The following is a 15,156-nucleotide window of genomic DNA, read 5'->3' as shown; positions in this document are numbered from 1 at the left end:
AACCCCGACCGGCGATCAGTCGCCTTCGCGGTGCTCGCGCGTCCCCAGCAGCCGGCGCAGCGAGTACAGCCGCGCCGGGTCCGCGTGGCCGTCCTCCACCCACTGGTCGAGCGCGCAGTCCGGCTCGTCGTGGCTGCACGCGCGCGGGCAACCCTCGGTACCCGGCACCAGGTCCGGGAAGGCCAGCACCACCCGGGAGGGGTCCACGTGGTGCAGGCCGAAGGAGCGCACGCCCGGGGTGTCGATGACCCAGCCGTCCCCGGAGGGCAGAGGCAGGGCCAGCGCCGAGGTGGTGGTGTGCCGGCCGCGGCCGGTCACCGCGTTGACGCGCCCGGTGGCCCGCTGGCGGCCCTCGGCGACCAGCGAGTTCACCAGCGTCGTCTTGCCCACGCCCGAATGGCCGACGAAGGCGGTGATCCGGCCGTGGAGGCGCTCGCGGACCCGGTCGGCGGCGCCGCCCGTCTCCAGCTCCTCGCGGTTGGTCACCACGTAGTTCAGCCCGAAGGTCGAGTAGACCTCCAGGATCTTGTCGGGGGAGGTCAGATCGGACTTGGTGAGCACCAGCAGGGGCTCCAGCCCGGCGTCGTACGCCGCCACCAGGCAGCGGTCGATCATCCGGGGCCGGGGCTCCGGGTCGGCCAGGGCCGTGACGATGGCCAGCTGGTCGGCGTTGGCGACGACCACCCGCTCGTACGGGTCGTCGTCGTCGGCGGTGCGCCGCAGCACGGACTTGCGCTCCTCGATCCGCACGATGCGGGCGAGGGTGTCCTTCCTGCCGGACAGGTCACCGACGAGGGACACCCGGTCGCCGACCACCGCCGCCTTGCGGCCCAGTTCGCGGGCCTTCATCGCGGTGACCGTGCGGTCCTCGACCAGGCAGGTCAGCCGTCCCCGGTCGACGGTGAGGACGAAGCCCTCGGAGGCGTCCTCGTGCTTGGGCCGGATGTTCGTCCGCGCCCGGTTGCCCTTGGGGTTCGGGCGCTGGCGGATGTCGTCCTCGTCGGTGTGCTTGCCGTACCTGCGCATGACCGGGCCCCTACGCTCCCGCTCCCGCTCGTGCCCCCGAGAGCATGTCCGCCCACATCTCCGGGAAGTCGGGCAGCGTCTTCGCGGTCGTCGCCACGTTCTCGACCTCCACGCCCTTCACGGCCAGGCCGATCACCGCGCCCGCGGTGGCCATGCGGTGGTCGTCGTAGGTGTGGAAGACCCCGCCGCGCAGCGCGCGCGGACGGATGTGCAGCCCGTCCGCCGTCTCGGTGACGTCGCCGCCGAGCCCGTTGATCTCCTTGGTGAGCGCGGCCAGCCGGTCCGTCTCGTGCAGCCGCAGGTGGGCCACCCCGCGCAGGGTGGACGGGGAGTCGGCCAGCGCCGCCACCGCCGCGATGCCCGGGGTCAGCTCGCCGACCTCGCCGAGGTCCACGTCGATGCCGTGGATGGTGCCGCCGCCGGTGAAGACCAGGCCCGCGTCGGTCAGCTCGCAGGAGCCGCCCATCTCCGTGAAGATGCGGCGCAGCTCGTCGCCGGGCTGCGTGGTGCGGCGCGGCCAGTCCGGGATGGTGACCGTACCGCCGGTGATCAGGGCCGCCGCCAGGAAGGGCTGGGCGTTGGACAGGTCCGGCTCGACGACCAGGTCGCGGCCGAGGAGCGCGCCGGGCGCGACCCGCCACACGTTCTTCTCGCCCCCTGCCTCGGGCGTGTCGACCTGGGCGCCCGCGGCGCGCAGCATCTCCACCGTCATCCGGATGTGCGGCATCGACGGCAGGTTCGCGCCCGTGTGCCGGACTTCGACGCCCTGGTTGAAGCGCGGGGCCGACAGCAGCAGCGCCGAGACGAACTGCGAGGAGTTGGAGGCGTCGATCTCGACCGTGCCGCCCTCCAGGGCGCCGCCGCCGTGGACGGTCATCGGCAGCGCGCCGCGGCCGTCGTCGTCGATCCGGGCGCCCAGGGCGCGCAGGGCGTTGATGACCTCGCCGAGGGGGCGCTCGTAGGAGCGCGGGTCGCCGTCGAAGCGGATGGCGCCGGCGGCCAGGGTGGCGACGGGCGGCAGGAAGCGCATGACCGTGCCCGCGTTGCCGACGTCGACCGTGGCCGGGCCGTGCAGGGCGGCCGGGATGACCCGCCAGGCCTCGCCGCCCGCGCCGTCCCCGGCGGAGCTGGAGGAGACCGTCTCCTCGATGCCCACGCCCAGGGCGCGCAGCGCGTCCGACATCAGCTGCGAGTCGCGCGAGCGCAGCGGGCGGCGCACCCAGCCCGGCTCGGCGGCCAGGGCGGCGAGCACGAGGGCGCGGTTGGTGACCGATTTGGACCCCGGCACGGTGACGGTGGCGTGGACGGCACCCTCGGCGAGCGGGGCGGGCCAGAGGGGGTGGAGCGCGGGGGTCTCGGTCATGGCCCCCACTTTAGTGGCTCCCCGCCACCCGGGATTTTGATCGCTCCCGCGTCTCACAGGCCGAGCAGCCAGCGCCCGCCGCCCACGAGGCAGCACAGGGCGACCGTGTGGAAGAAGGCCAGCCACACCACCGGATGCAGGTGCGTGAGCCGCCCCAGCTGATCGGCGTCCGAGTCCGGCGCGGCGCCCCCGCGTCGCTTGCGCTGGAGCTCGAAGACCGGCCGCACCCCGCCCACCAGCAGGAACCACACCACCGCGTACGCGAACACCGCCTGTACCGCGGCCGAGGCCAGCCAGGACACCAGGACGAACGCCGCACCGGCCAGCACCACCGTCAGCAGCCCGTAGGCGTTGCGGATCCGCACCAGCAGCAGCACCAGCAGCAGGGTCGCCGCCCACAGCAGCACCGTGATCCGGTGCGCCGACAGCAGGGCCGCGCCGCCCAGGCCCAGCAGCGAGGGCGCCGTGTACCCGGCGGCGGCCGTCAGGACCATGCCGACCCCGGTCGGCTTGCCCCAGCTGACGGTCACCCCGCTGGTGTCCGAGTGCAGCCGGATCCCCTCCAGCCTGCGCCCGGTCAGCCGGGCCACCAGCCCGTGGCCGCCCTCGTGCGCGATGGTGATCGCGTTGCGGGCCGGCAGCCACAGCGGGCGCCACGCCACGACGGCCAGGGCGGCCAGGCCGGTGGCGGCCACCAGCCACCAGTCCGGGGCGGTCTGTATGCCGGTCAGCCGGTCCCAGAGACCGGCGGTCGTGCTGCTGTCCATGGAGGGGCGGACTCCTCGCGGTGGTGGGCTTGCGCGGACACCCCGGCGGCGGCCGGGGCGGTCGTGGCAGTGTGTCAGCCATGTGCGGAAGGTTTGCGGCCGGCAGGACGCCACAGGAACTGGCGGGGATATTCGGCATCGAGCGGTGGGAGCCCGAGGAGACTCTGGCCCCCGACTTCAACGTGGCGCCGACCAAGGAGGTCCACGTCGTCCTCGACCGTCCCCTCAAAGACGCTCGGGACCCGCGCCCGGTTCGCCAGCTGCGGACCCTGAAGTGGGGCCTGGTTCCCTCCTGGGCCAAGAACCCCGAGGGTGCCGCCCGGATGATCAACGCCCGGTCGGAGACCCTGCACGAGAAGCCGTCCTTCCGGCGCCCCTTCGCCCAGCGGCGCTGCATCGTCCCCGCCGACGGCTACTACGAGTGGGTCACGGCGCACGACGAGCGGCAGCTGGAGGTGGAGGGGAGAAGGAAACGGGCCCGCAAGCAGCCCTACTTCGTGCTGCCCGCCGACGGCTCCGTCTTCGCGATGGCCGGGGTCTACGAGTTCTGGCGCGATGCCGCCCTGCCCCCCGACCACCCGCAGGCCTGGTGGGCCACCTGCTCGGTGATCACCGCCGAGGCCGAGACCACCCCGCTGGGCGTGGCCCCCGCCGAGGGCCCGCGCTCGCTGTCCGACATCCACCCGCGGATGCCGCTGATGCTGACCCCGGACCGCTGGGACGCCTGGCTGGACCCGGCCCGCACCGACGAGCACGAGCTGCGGGCGCTCCTGGCCCCGCCGCCCGCCGGGCTGATGCGGGCCTACCCGGTCTCCACCGCCGTGAGCAACGTCCGCAACAACGGGCCCGAGCTGCTGGGCGAGCTGGAGGCCCCCGAGGAGGGCACGCTCTTCTAGCCCCCGGGCCTGAGCGGCCTTTCCGGCCCCCGGCCTGCGCGGCCTTTCCGACCCCGGGCCTGCGCGGCCTTTCCGGCCCCGGCCTGCGCGGCCTTTCCGGCCCCGGCCTGCGCGGCGCGGCGGCCCCCACCCGGCACGATGGGGGGATGACCCCGCGCAGCGAGACCGTCGAGACCCCGGCCGGACAGGCCCGCGTCACCTGGCACACCGCCCCCGCGGCCCGGGCCGTACTGGCCCTCGGCCACGGAGCCGGCGGCGGCGTCGAGGCCCGCGACCTCCAGGCCCTGGCCGCCGACCTGCCCGCGCGGGGCTTCACCGTCGCCCTGGTCGAGCAGCCCTGGCGGGTCGCCGGGAAGAAGGTCGCGGCCGCCCCCAAGGTCCTCGACGAGGGGTGGCGGGGCCTGTGGCCCGCCCTGACCCGGCCCGGACTGCCCGTCGTGGCCGGCGGGCGCAGCGCCGGGGCCCGCGTGGCCTGCCGGACCGCCGCAGAGCTCGGCGCGGCCGGCGTGCTCGCCCTGGCCTTCCCCCTGCACCCGCCGGGCAGGCCCGAGAAGTCCCGGGCCGGCGAGCTGCTGGAGGCCGGCCGGCCCACCCTGGTGCTCCAGGGCGGCCGGGACTCCTTCGGGCGCCCCGAGGAGTTCCCGGAAGGGGAGTACGAGCTGGTGGAGGTCCCCCACGGCGATCACGGCTTCGCGGTGCCCAGGAAGGCCGCCCTGACGCAGGACGAGGCCCTCGCGGTGATCACCGGAGCGGTCGCCCCCTGGCTCGCCCGGACCCTCGGCTGACCCCGGCGGCACCGACCTGACAGATTCGCGGCGGCGCGGCGCGTGATCCCGCTCACCCGCCGCCCCGCCGGCCCCCGCGGACGCGCCGGATCCCTTGCCGCGCCCGGGAATGCGCGGGCCGGTGCTCCTGTTGTGGGGAGTGTCGGTACGCAGGGGAAAGACGTCGGAGGAGAGGGAGCGCATGACCCAGGTCATCAGCCAGAACCGTCGGCAGGCCGCTGACCTGGAGTGGACTGTTCTGACCGCGCCCAAGCGCCGCTCGGTTCAGGCGGCGGAAGGCCGGGATGGTCGACTATTCTCCGATTCGAGCGGATCCGCTTTCGGAGCCGCCACGCTGTCGGAGGAGGTGGGTCCTGTCGCTGGGACCGACGAAGGCCAGGCGCAGGAGACGACCGCTGAGCGCAACGCGCGGTTCGAGCGGGACGCCCTCGGCTACCTCGACCAGATGTACTCCGCCGCGCTGCGCATGACGCGCAATCCGGCCGACGCCGAGGACCTGGTCCAGGAGACGTACGCGAAGGCCTACGCGTCCTTCCACCAGTTCCGCGAGGGCACCAACCTCAAGGCGTGGCTGTACCGCATTCTGACCAACACCTTCATCAACTCCTACCGCAAGAAGCAGCGCGAGCCGCAGCGCAGCGCCGCGGAGGAGATCGAGGACTGGCAGCTGGCGCGCGCCGAGTCGCACATGTCGACCGGACTGCGTTCGGCCGAGTCGCAGGCGCTCGACCATCTGCCGGATTCCGACGTGAAGGAGGCCCTCCAGGCCATTCCCGAGGAGTTCCGCATCGCGGTCTATCTTGCCGACGTAGAGGGCTTTGCGTACAAGGAGATCGCGGACATCATGGGTACACCCATCGGTACGGTCATGTCCCGGCTGCACCGTGGCCGCCGTCAACTCCGCGGAATGCTGGAGGACTACGCCCGCGAGCGCGGGCTGGTCCCCGCGGGCGCGGGAGAGTCGAACGACCTGAAAGGCTCGGGGTCATGAGCTGCGGAGAGCCGCACGAGACGGAGTGCGCCGAGGTCCTGGACCACCTTTACGAGTTCCTGGACCACGAGATGCCCGACAGCGACTGCACGAAGTTCGAGACCCACTTCGGTGAATGCAATCCCTGTCTGGAGAAGTACGGTCTGGAGCAGGCCGTGAAGAAGCTGGTCAAACGCTGCTGCGGCTCGGACGACGTACCGACCGACCTGCGGTCCAAGGTCATGGGACGGATCGAGCTGATCCGCTCGGGCCAGGCCGTTCCCGACCACGACGTGACGGCGGGGCCCTCGGGCGGCTGATCCGCAGCCCGTTCCCGCCGGAGCCCCTCCACCCGTACGGCCGACAACGCCTCCGGAAGCACCCTTCATTCACTCGAAGGCGCTAATCCGGAGGCGCCCGTACGGGGCAATGTGAAAATGTCCCCCGCTTCGCACGGGGGTCGACTTATTCTCCCCTCGCGGTACCCCTTCCGATGCGGTACCCGCATTGCCCGCCCAGGGGAGGAGAGCGCCATGCGGGTCCTTCCGCCGGCGGCGCGCGCCTGTGTCCTGGGCGTCGCGCTCGCCGCCGCCGCGTGCGCCGCCCCCGCCCTGCTCCCCGGATCCGCCGTGCCCTGGCCGGCCGTGGGGCTGCTGGCCGCCCTCTGCCTCGGCTGCGAGGCCGCCCGGGTCCTGCCCTTCCGCCGGCGCGGGATGCCCGAGGGGATCGGCCCCTTCTTCCCGGTGGTGCTGGCCGCCGTCTACCTGCTGCCGCCCGCTGCCGCCGCCCTCGTGGCCCTGCCCGGCGGACTCGCCCAGCCCGCCGCCGGGCGCCCCGTCGCCGTACGCCGGGTCTGGTACGCGGCCCGGCAGGCCGTCGCCGCCTGGACGGCCGGACGGGCCTACGGGCTCCTCGGCGGCCCGGAGGTGCTCGCCGGGCCGGCCGCCCTGCCGTACGCCCTGCTTCCCGCCGCCGTCGCCGCCGTCGTCTTCGGCCTGGTCCTCACCGTCCTCGACACGGCCGTGGTGACCGCCGCCGAAGGCCGCCCGGCGGCCACCGCCCGGCGGCCACCGCCCGCCCTCCTGCGGACCGCGGCCCGGCGGACGCCGGCCCTCGCCCCGTACGGCCTGCACGGCCTGGTCGGCCTGATGACGGCCGTGATGTGGCACAGCGCCTACGGCCCCACGGCCGCCCTGCCGGTCCTGCTGCCGATGTACATCTCCTGCTGGGTCTTCGCCCAGTACCAGCGCGAGCACACCGCGCACCAGGCCACGATCCGCGCCCTCGTCCAGGCCGTCGACATCAAGGACCGCTACACGCGCGGGCACAGCGAACGCGTGGGCCAGGCCTCCGCGATGATCGCCCGCGAACTGGGCATGGCCGACGACCTCCGCGAGGTCGTCCGCATCGCCGGGATCCTCCACGACGTCGGCAAGCTGGGCGTGCCGACGCGGCTGCTGCGCAAGGACGGCCCGCTGACGCCCGAGGAACGCCGCGTCATCGAACTGCACCCGGAGTACGGGCACGAGATGGTCCGCGGCATCGGCTTCCTCGGGGAGGCCCGCTCGGCGATCCTGCACCACCACGAGCGGATCGACGGCTCCGGCTACCCGTACGGGCTGCGCGGGGAGCAGATCCCGGTGCCGGCCCGGGTGGTGGCCGTGGCCGACTCCTTCGACGCGATGACCTCCACCCGCTCCTACAGCCGGGCCCGGCCCGTGGAGACCGCCCTGGCGGAGCTCGAACGCTGCGCGGGCTCCCAGTTCGACCCCGTCATGGTCCGGGCCCTGACCGCCGCCGTCGCCCGGGACGGCTGGCACCCCGTGGTCACCTCCGACGACGCCCCCCGGTCGGTGGCGGCCGAGGCCGCCGCCCCGGGCGCGACGGGCGAGGGCCTGCCCGGGATGCCGGCCCAGGGCCGCGACGCCGCCCAGACCGGGCCGTCCGGACCGGGCAGGGCCGGCCCGTGAGGACGTTCGCCGGGTGGGCCGTACGGGGGGCCGCCGCCGCGCTCACCGCCGGGGCGCTGGGGCACACCCTGTGGACCGGCGTCGCCGAACCCGCCACCGCCCTCGCCTTCGCCACCCTGGTCACCGTCGGCGAACTCGCCCGCCGCCACCGGAGCGCCGAGGACCGCCGCCCCGCACCCCTCGGCTCCGCCGCCGCCCTCGCCTACGCCCTGCTCGGGCAGGACGCCGGACACCCCACCCACCAAGGCGCGCTCCAGGCCGTCGCCGTCGTCGTCGCGGCCGCCCTGGCCGGGACCGTCCCGCACATCGCCCGCGGCCACGGCCCCGCCCTGGACCACGTGGCCCGCCGGGTCCTGACCGTCGCCTTCGCCGCCGCCTGCTTCCAGCCCCTCCACGGCTCCGGCCTCCTCGCCCACCGGATCGGCCAGGGCCCCCGCCTCGTCCTGTCGCTGCTGGTCCTGCTCGGCCTGACCGCCCTGTGCGACGCCGTCCTCGCCGCCGCACTGGCCGGAGCCCGCACCGGCTGGCCGTACGGGCCGCTGCTGCGCGACGAACTGCGCGCACAGCTCGGCATCGGCCCGGCCATCTGCGCCACCGGGGTCGTGATGGCGCTCGGCGTGGCCGTGGCGGGCCTGTGGGCCCTGCCCGTCCTCAGCGTGCCGCTGCTGCTGACCCAGCTGTCCTTCCACCGGATCGACGCCGTCCGCACCACCTACCGCCAGACCATCACCTCCCTGGCCCGGGCCACCGAGATCGCCGGCTGCACCGCCCCCGGCCACACCCGCCGCGTCGCCTTCCTCAGCTGCGCCGTCGGCCGCGAGCTCGGGCTCTCCGAACGGGAGCTCACGGTGCTGGAGTACGCGGCCCTGATGCACGACATCGGCCAGCTCTCGCTCGTCGACCCCGTCCCCGGCGGGGCCACCGCCGAACTGCCCGCGGACGAGGCCCGCCGGATCGCCGGGCTCGGCGGCGAGGTGGCCCGGCAGACCGGGGTGCCGGCGGAGGTCGCGGTGATCGTGGAGCGGCAGGCGGACCCGTACCGGCAGCAGCCCGTCGCCGCGCGGATCGTGCGCGCGGTGAACGCGTACGACGACCTGGCCGGAACCGGACGTCACCCGATCGGCTCACTGGCCGCCCTGGAACGGCTGCGCCTGGGAACGGGGCACGACTACCAGCCCGAGGTCGTGGAGTCCCTGGCGAGGGTTCTGGCCAGGGGCGGACGCGGCAGAGTCGTCCCCGTCCCGCCGTGGTAACCCATGGGTAATGAGCGGTCGTCCGAGCGGGCATGGTTGGATGCAGTAAGGGGTGTCCGTGAGGGTGTCCGCAGGGCTGAACCGTTGGAGCGGCAGGCGGGAATCGTGAGGATCTTCGGGAAGGTACGGCATCGGCCCTCCGCCTCGTGGCGGCAGGCCACCGACCGCGCGTTCACGCTGATCGGCGACGGTCGGTACGAGGACGCGGGTGCGCTGCTGACCAGGGCGGCGGACCTGGAGCCCTGGCTGTCCGAGTCCTGGTTCAACCTGGCCCTCCTCCACAAGTTCCGGCACGACTGGGAGCAGGCGCGGGCCGCCGGCCTGCGCGCCGTCGCCCTGCTGGACCGCGAGGCAGGCGCCCCGGACTGGTGGAACGTCGGCATCGCCGCGACCGCGCTCCAGGACTGGCCGCTGGCCCGCCGGGCCTGGCAGGCGTACGGGCTGAAGGTGCCCGGCGACCCGCACAGCACGGCCGGGGCGGGCGAACCGGTGGGCATGGAGCTCGGCAGCGCGGCCGTACGGCTGTCGCCCGAGGGCGAGGCCGAGGTCGTGTGGGGCCGCAGGCTCGATCCAGCCCGCATGGAGGTCCTGTCGATTCCGCTGCCGTCCTCGGGACGGCGCTGGGGCGAGGTCGTCCTGCACGACGGGGTTCCGCACGGCGAGCGGGTCACCGCCGCCGGTCCCTCGTACCCCGTCTTCGACGAGATCGAGCTGTGGGCGCCCTCCCCGGTGCCGACCTGGGTGGTGCTCCTGGAGGCGGCCACCGAGGCCGACCGCGACGCCCTGGAACAGCTGGCCTCGGACGCGGGCTTCGCCGCCGAGGACTGGTCCTCGTCGGTGCGGCTCCTCTGCCGGACCTGTTCGGAGAGCTCGATGCCCAGCGGCGAGGGCGTCGGCGACCACCTCGACCCGCACGACCACAGCGAACCCGGCCACCCCGGCCCGCTGGGCCACCGCACGGCCGGATCCGGCTCGCTGTGGGTACCCGAGCGCGAATGCGGCATCGCGGCCCCGGCCGGCCTGGTGCGCGGACTGCTCGACGGCTGGGTCGCGGACAGCCCCGACAGCCGGGAGTGGCGGGATCTCGAAGAAGTCTGCTGACCCCGGGCCGTAGGCTGTACGGGCACACCACGGACTTGAGGGAAGGCGTACGGCGGACATGGCGCAGCAGGAGAACCAGGTGACCCCGATCGACGACGAGGGCTGGGTCGTGGACACCGAGGACTGTGAGGCGCGCGAGCTCGCCCACCGCGAGCGCGGTACGTCCCGCCCGATCACGGTCGTCGGCAACCCGGTCCTGCATCGCGAGTGCAAGGACGTCACCGAGTTCGGCGACGAGCTGGCGCAGCTGATCGACGACATGTTCGCCAGCCAGAAGACCGCCGAGGGCGTCGGCCTGGCCGCCAACCAGATCGGTGTGGACGCCAAGGTCTTCGTCTACGACTGCCCGGACGACGACGGCGTCCGCCACACCGGCGTCGTGGTCAACCCCAGGCTCGTCGAGCTCCCGGCCGGCTCCCGCGTCCTGGACGACTCCAACGAGGGCTGCCTCTCGGTCCCCACCGCCTACGCCTCTCTGGCCCGCCCGGACTACGCCGAGGTCACCGGCCAGGACGCCCAGGGCAACCCGATCAAGGTCCGCGGCACCGGCTACTTCGCCCGCTGCCTCCAGCACGAGACCGACCACCTGTACGGCTACCTGTACATCGACCGCCTCTCGAAGCGCGACCGCAAGGACGCGCTGCGCCAGATGGCGGAGAACACCCCGCGCTACCCCGTCGTCGCCAACGACTGACCCCGGCCGCGCGCCCGCAACCGCACGAAGGCCCCGCTCCGGAACGCTCCGGAGCGGGGCCTTCGCCTGTGGGGGGTTCCTCCGCGTGGGTCGCGCGGTACGGCGTACCCGGATCACACCACCGCCGGCGCGCGGCGGCCAGGCACCCCCGCCCTGAATGTCAAGTCATGGGCGATTACCGGCCGTTGCCGCCCCTCGGGCGACCGTGCGCGGAACGTGAGGAGCCGGGGCGCGTTCGCACGACGCGCCCCGGCTCCTCATGCAGAGGCCGGCCTGTGGACTAGAAGTCCTCGTCCAGGTCGACGGTGCCCTCGACGGCCACCTGGTAGGCCGACGGGCGGCGCTCGAAGAAGTTCGTCAGTTCCTGGACGCCCTGGAGCTCCATGAACGAGAACGGGTTCTGCGAGCCGTACACCGGCGGGAAGCCGAGGCGGACCAGGCGCTGGTCGGCGACGCACTCCAGGTACTCGCGCATCGAGTCGGTGTTCATGCCCGGCAGGCCGTCACCGCACAGGTCGCGGCCGAACTGGAGCTCCGCCTCCACGGCCTCCTTCAGCATGTCGGTGACCTGCTGCTGGAGTTCGGTGTCGAAGAGTTCCGGCTCCTCCTTGCGGACGGTGTCGATGACCTCGAAGGCGAAGCTCATGTGGGCGCTCTCGTCGCGGAAGACCCAGTTGGTGCCCGTCGCCAGGCCGTGCAGCAGGCCGCGCGAGCGGAACCAGTACACGTACGCGAAGGCACCGTAGAAGAACAGGCCCTCGATGCAGGCGGCGAAGCAGATCAGGTTCAGCAGGAAGCGGCGGCGGTCGGCGGCCGTCTCCAGCTGGTCGATCTTCTCGACCGAGTCCATCCACTTGAAGCAGAACTGCGCCTTCTCGCGGATCGACGGGATGTTCTCCACGGCCGCGAAGGCGGCCGCGCGGTCGTCCGGGTCGGGCAGGTAGGTGTCGAGCAGCGTCAGGTAGAACTGGACGTGCACGGCCTCCTCGAACAGCTGGCGCGACAGGTACAGGCGCGCCTCCGGGGAGTTGATGTGCTTGTACAGCGTCAGGACCAGGTTGTTCGCCACGATCGAGTCGCCCGTCGCGAAGAACGCGACCAGGCGGCCGATCATGTGCTGCTCGGCCGGCGTCAGCTTCGCGAGATCGGCGACGTCGGAGTGGAGGTCGACCTCCTCCACGGTCCAGGTGTTCTTGATCGCGTCCCGGTATCGCTCGTAGAAGTCCGGGTAGCGCATCGGGCGGAGCGTGAGCTCGAAGCCCGGGTCGAGGAGGTTCTTCTTCTCGGTGGAGCTCATTACTGGCAGGCCTCGCAGGACTCGGGGTTCTCAAGGGAGCAGGCCAGCGCCTCGGCGTCCATGGCCTGCGGCAGCTGGGTGGGAGTGGCGGCGGCCGGGACGGCCGTACCGGAGGCAGCGCGGGCGATCTTCGTCGCCGGGCGCGAGCGCAGGTAGTACGTGGTCTTCAGGCCCTGCTTCCAGGCGTACGCGTACATCGAGCTGAGCTTGCCGATGGTGGGCGTCTCCAGGAACAGGTTCAGCGACTGGCTCTGGTCCAGGTACGGCGTACGGGCCGCCGCCATGTCGATCAGGCCGCGCTGCGGGATCTCCCACGCCGTGCGGTACAGCTCGCGGATCTCCTCCGGGATCCAGCCGAAGCCCTGGACGGAGCCGGAGGAGTCGCGCAGGGCCTCGCGGGTCTGCGCGTCCCACACGCCCAGCTTCTTCAGGTCCTCGACCAGGTAGCCGTTGACCTGGAGGAACTCACCGCTGAGGGTCTCGCGCTTGAAGAGGTTGGAGACCTGCGGCTCGATGCACTCGTACACGCCGGCGATCGAGGCGATCGTCGCCGTCGGGGCGATCGCGAGGAGCAGCGAGTTGCGCATGCCGGACTTCGCGACCCGGGCGCGCAGGGCGTCCCAGCGCTCGGGCCAGTGGCGCTCGGTCTCGTAGTGGTCCGGGTGCAGGACGCCCTGGGCGGTGCGGGTCTCGGCCCAGGCCGGGAGCGGGCCGCTGCGCTCGGCGAGGTCGCACGAGGCCTCGTACGCGGCGAGCATGATGCGCTCGGAGATCTTCGTGGAGAGGGCCTTCGCCGCGGCGGAGTCGAAGGGCAGGCGCATCTTGAAGAAGACGTCCTGGAGGCCCATCGCGCCCAGGCCCACCGGGCGCCACCTGGCGTTGGAGCGGCCGGCCTGCTCGGTCGGGTAGAAGTTGATGTCGACGACGCGGTCGAGGAAGGTGACGGCGGTGCGGACGGTCTCGTCCAGGCGCTCCCAGTCCATCTCCCCGTCGACGACGAACGCGCCGAGGTTGACGGAGCCGAGGTTGCAGACGGCCGTCTCGCCGTCGTTGGTGACCTCGATGATCTCGGTGCAGAGGTTGGAGGAGTGGACCACGGTGCCGGGCAGCGCGGTCTGGTTCGCCGTCCGGTTGGAGGCGTCCTTGAAGGTCATCCAGCCCTGGCCGGTCTGGGCGAGGGTGCGCATCATGCGGCCGTAGAGGTCGCGGGCCGGCATGGTCTTCTTGGCGAGCCCGGCGGCCTCGGCCTTGACGTAGGCGGCGTCGAACTCGTCGCCGTACAGGTCCACCAGCTCGGGGACGTCGGACGGGGAGAACAGCGACCACTCGGCGTCGGCGTTCACGCGGCGCATGAACTCGTCCGGGATCCAGTGGGCGAGGTTGAGGTTGTGCGTCCGGCGCTGGTCCTCGCCGGTGTTGTCGCGGAGCTCCAGGAACTCCTCGATGTCCGCGTGCCAGGTCTCCAGGTAGACGGCGGCGGCGCCCTTGCGGCGGCCGCCCTGGTTCACGGCGGCGACGGAGGCGTCGAGGGTCTTCAGGAACGGCACGATGCCGTTGGAGTGGCCGTTGGTGCCGCGGATCAGCGAGCCGCGGGCGCGGATGCGGGAGTAGGAGAGGCCGATGCCGCCGGCGTGCTTCGAGAGGCGGGCGACCTGGTGGTAGCGGTCGTAGATGGAGTCCAGCTCGTCCAGCGGGGAGTCGAGGAGGTAGCAGGAGGACATCTGCGGGTGGCGCGTACCGGAGTTGAACAGCGTCGGGGAGGACGGCAGGTAGTCGAGGCGGCTCATCAGCCGGTAGAGCGAGGCCACTTCCTCGACCGCGCGGACGCTGTCGTCCTCGGCGAGGCCGCAGGCCACGCGCAGCATGAAGTACTGCGGGGTCTCGATGACCTGACGGGTCAGCGGGTGGCGCAGCAGGTAGCGGCTGTGCAGGGTGCGCAGGCCGAAGAAGCCGAAGCGGTCGTCCGCGCCCTCGGCGAGCGCGAGCTCGACGAGGGAGTCCAGGCGGGCGGCGTGGGCGGCGACGAACTCGGCGGTGCGGTCGGCGATCAGGCCCTCGCGGTGGCCGACCGCGACGGACTCGGCGAAGGAGGTGGCGCCCTGGCCGGCGGCCTCGTCGGCCACCGCCAGGGTCAGCAGGCGGGCGGCGAGGCGGGAGTAGGCCGGGTCCTCGGAGATCAGGCCGGCCGCGGCCTCGGTGGCGAGCCCGCGCAGCTCGGCCTCGTCGGCGGCGGCGCTGCGGCCGCGCAGGGCGGCGGCGGCGACCCGGCCGGGGTCGGTGTCGGGGAGGTCGGCCGTGAGCTCGGTGAGGGTGCGCAGCAGCGCGGCCCCGGGACCTTCGGCTTCGGGGTGGTCGGACTCGGCGCGCGGTGCGGCGGGCGCGATGGTCACGGGGGAGCTCTCCCTCACTCGGTCCGGTCATAGGCGGAGCGAGCGCGAGCGGGCGCACGCGGGCGCGCACGAGAGCGCTCACCACCGCGTGGCGTCCACCGGCCCAACCGCGAGGCCCGGACGAATCGACACCCCGGCTCGGTCGATCCGGGGGGCACTGCCGGCAGGTCTTCGGACTCGCGGATACGCCGTTCGGCGTACGTCACACCGTTGCGGGACAGTTCCGGATTCCCACCGGATTCCCCTGCGGCGGCAGCAGCCATGAGCATACATGTGGGGGCGACCCGATGCGGTAGCCCCCACATGTTGTGTCGGGTGCATGCGGAGCGTGTCGTCACAGCTCCATTCGGTACGTGAGCGGGGTCGGTGCGGGGAGGGGGAGCAGTCCCGTTCGGGGGGGCGGACGAAGCCCGTCCGCGGCCCGGGCGCGGTCGGCGCAGGGGCGGACGAGGGCCTCCGCGACGCCCTGCCCGCGCACCTCCGCGGCGACCGCGAGCATGCGGAACTCGGCGTCGTGCGGGCTGCCGCCGAGTGTGCCGGACGGGTGTCCGTGCTCGGCGCTATCGTCGGAGGCGGCACCGTCGAGGAAGGCGAGTGAGGCCTCACCCTTCAGACCGAGGTCCTCAAGGACCGGGTGCGCTGAG

At 73.2% G+C, this 15,156-nt stretch carries 13 protein-coding genes, 1 pseudogene and 1 riboswitch; of the genes and pseudogenes, 8 read left to right on the top strand and 6 right to left on the bottom strand.

All coding sequences use genetic code 11. The features are described 5' to 3' along the window. Positions 1–15: 15 nt before the first annotated feature. The 3 genes from rsgA to ACFY15_RS02630 are packed head-to-tail and all read right to left on the bottom strand — an operon-like array spanning position 16 to position 3,156. Positions 16–1,026, bottom strand: coding sequence for a ribosome small subunit-dependent GTPase A (gene rsgA, locus ACFY15_RS02640; RefSeq protein ID WP_390685262.1), 1,011 nt, complete (start codon positions 1,024–1,026; stop codon positions 16–18). A 10-nt stretch (positions 1,027–1,036) separates the two neighbouring features. Continuing rightward, positions 1,037–2,389 carry a 3-phosphoshikimate 1-carboxyvinyltransferase gene (aroA, locus tag ACFY15_RS02635; RefSeq protein WP_390685263.1) on the bottom strand — a complete coding sequence of 451 codons (1,353 nt, stop codon included), beginning with the start codon at positions 2,387–2,389 and terminating at the stop codon, positions 1,037–1,039. Positions 2,390–2,442: 53 nt separating this feature from the next. After that, positions 2,443–3,156 (bottom strand): M50 family metallopeptidase, encoded by a 714-nt coding sequence (locus ACFY15_RS02630; protein WP_390685264.1) that lies wholly within the window; start codon positions 3,154–3,156, stop codon positions 2,443–2,445. Between the two features lie 80 nt (positions 3,157–3,236). Between ACFY15_RS02630 and ACFY15_RS02625 the strand changes: the two genes are divergently transcribed. The 8 genes from ACFY15_RS02625 (at position 3,237) to def (ending at position 10,825) form a co-directional block, all read left to right on the top strand. Beyond that, complete coding sequence (locus tag ACFY15_RS02625) at positions 3,237–4,052, top strand: SOS response-associated peptidase (protein ID WP_390685265.1); 816 nt, start codon at positions 3,237–3,239, stop codon at positions 4,050–4,052. Positions 4,053–4,198: 146 nt separating this feature from the next. Next, complete coding sequence (locus ACFY15_RS02620; protein WP_390824901.1) at positions 4,199–4,837, top strand: alpha/beta family hydrolase; 639 nt, start codon at positions 4,199–4,201, stop codon at positions 4,835–4,837. 346 nt (positions 4,838–5,183) lie between these two features. Further along, positions 5,184–5,828, top strand: coding sequence for a sigma-70 family RNA polymerase sigma factor (locus ACFY15_RS02615; RefSeq protein ID WP_007266438.1), 645 nt, complete (start codon positions 5,184–5,186; stop codon positions 5,826–5,828). Further along, on the top strand, positions 5,825–6,127 hold the full coding sequence (rsrA, locus tag ACFY15_RS02610; RefSeq protein WP_390685267.1) for a mycothiol system anti-sigma-R factor: 303 nt from the start codon (positions 5,825–5,827) through the stop codon (positions 6,125–6,127). Before ACFY15_RS02615 ends, rsrA begins: the two co-directional genes overlap by 4 nt. 213 nt (positions 6,128–6,340) lie before the next feature. Then, positions 6,341–7,777, top strand: a complete 1,437-nt coding sequence (locus ACFY15_RS02605) for an HD-GYP domain-containing protein (RefSeq protein ID WP_390685268.1) — start codon at positions 6,341–6,343, stop codon at positions 7,775–7,777. Further along, the gene (locus ACFY15_RS02600) at positions 7,774–9,030 is read left to right on the top strand and encodes an HD-GYP domain-containing protein (protein ID WP_390685269.1); all 1,257 of its coding nucleotides are present in this window, start codon (positions 7,774–7,776) and stop codon (positions 9,028–9,030) included. Before ACFY15_RS02605 ends, ACFY15_RS02600 begins: the two co-directional genes overlap by 4 nt. 105 nt (positions 9,031–9,135) lie before the next feature. Beyond that, positions 9,136–10,131: a hypothetical protein gene (locus ACFY15_RS02595; protein WP_366452564.1), complete on the top strand. Its 996-nt coding sequence runs from the start codon at positions 9,136–9,138 to the stop codon at positions 10,129–10,131. A gap of 58 nt (positions 10,132–10,189) precedes the next feature. Next, positions 10,190–10,825, top strand: a complete 636-nt coding sequence (gene def, locus ACFY15_RS02590; protein ID WP_366452563.1) for a peptide deformylase — start codon at positions 10,190–10,192, stop codon at positions 10,823–10,825. 280 nt (positions 10,826–11,105) lie between these two features. On the opposite strand, the gene ACFY15_RS02585 is transcribed toward def, so the two are convergent. From ACFY15_RS02585 to ACFY15_RS02575, 3 genes and pseudogenes are all read right to left on the bottom strand, one after another. Beyond that, positions 11,106–12,122 (bottom strand): ribonucleotide-diphosphate reductase subunit beta, encoded by a 1,017-nt coding sequence (locus tag ACFY15_RS02585; RefSeq protein WP_390685270.1) that lies wholly within the window; start codon positions 12,120–12,122, stop codon positions 11,106–11,108. Continuing rightward, positions 12,122–14,512: a ribonucleoside-diphosphate reductase subunit alpha gene (locus ACFY15_RS02580; RefSeq protein ID WP_390685271.1), complete on the bottom strand. Its 2,391-nt coding sequence runs from the start codon at positions 14,510–14,512 to the stop codon at positions 12,122–12,124. The genes ACFY15_RS02585 and ACFY15_RS02580 overlap by 1 nt, the downstream gene beginning before the upstream one ends. A gap of 144 nt (positions 14,513–14,656) precedes the next feature. Continuing rightward, positions 14,657–14,791: riboswitch (cobalamin riboswitch) on the bottom strand. Positions 14,792–14,915: 124 nt separating this feature from the next. After that, positions 14,916–15,125 (bottom strand): annotated as a pseudogene (locus ACFY15_RS02575) (GNAT family N-acetyltransferase); the annotation flags it as partial. Between the last annotated feature and the right edge of the window lie 31 nt (positions 15,126–15,156).

The sequence above is a fragment of the Streptomyces sp. NPDC001373 genome, from assembly GCF_042895815.1.
GTDB lineage: Bacteria > Actinomycetota > Actinomycetes > Streptomycetales > Streptomycetaceae > Streptomyces.
This window is presented reverse-complemented; position numbering and strand designations above follow the sequence as displayed.

Excerpts from the sequence above, each read along its gene's own strand:
- rsgA (WP_390685262.1), bottom strand. The coding sequence starts at position 1,026 with ATGCGCAGGTACGGCAAGCACACCGACGAGGACGACATCCGCCAGCGC.
- aroA (WP_390685263.1), bottom strand. The coding sequence starts at position 2,389 with ATGACCGAGACCCCCGCGCTCCACCCCCTCTGGCCCGCCCCGCTCGCC.
- ACFY15_RS02630 (WP_390685264.1), bottom strand. The coding sequence starts at position 3,156 with ATGGACAGCAGCACGACCGCCGGTCTCTGGGACCGGCTGACCGGCATA.
- ACFY15_RS02625 (WP_390685265.1), top strand. The coding sequence starts at position 3,237 with ATGTGCGGAAGGTTTGCGGCCGGCAGGACGCCACAGGAACTGGCGGGG.
- ACFY15_RS02620 (WP_390824901.1), top strand. The coding sequence starts at position 4,199 with ATGACCCCGCGCAGCGAGACCGTCGAGACCCCGGCCGGACAGGCCCGC.
- rsrA (WP_390685267.1), top strand. The coding sequence starts at position 5,825 with ATGAGCTGCGGAGAGCCGCACGAGACGGAGTGCGCCGAGGTCCTGGAC.
- ACFY15_RS02605 (WP_390685268.1), top strand. The coding sequence starts at position 6,341 with ATGCGGGTCCTTCCGCCGGCGGCGCGCGCCTGTGTCCTGGGCGTCGCG.
- def (WP_366452563.1), top strand. The coding sequence starts at position 10,190 with ATGGCGCAGCAGGAGAACCAGGTGACCCCGATCGACGACGAGGGCTGG.
- ACFY15_RS02585 (WP_390685270.1), bottom strand. The coding sequence starts at position 12,122 with ATGAGCTCCACCGAGAAGAAGAACCTCCTCGACCCGGGCTTCGAGCTC.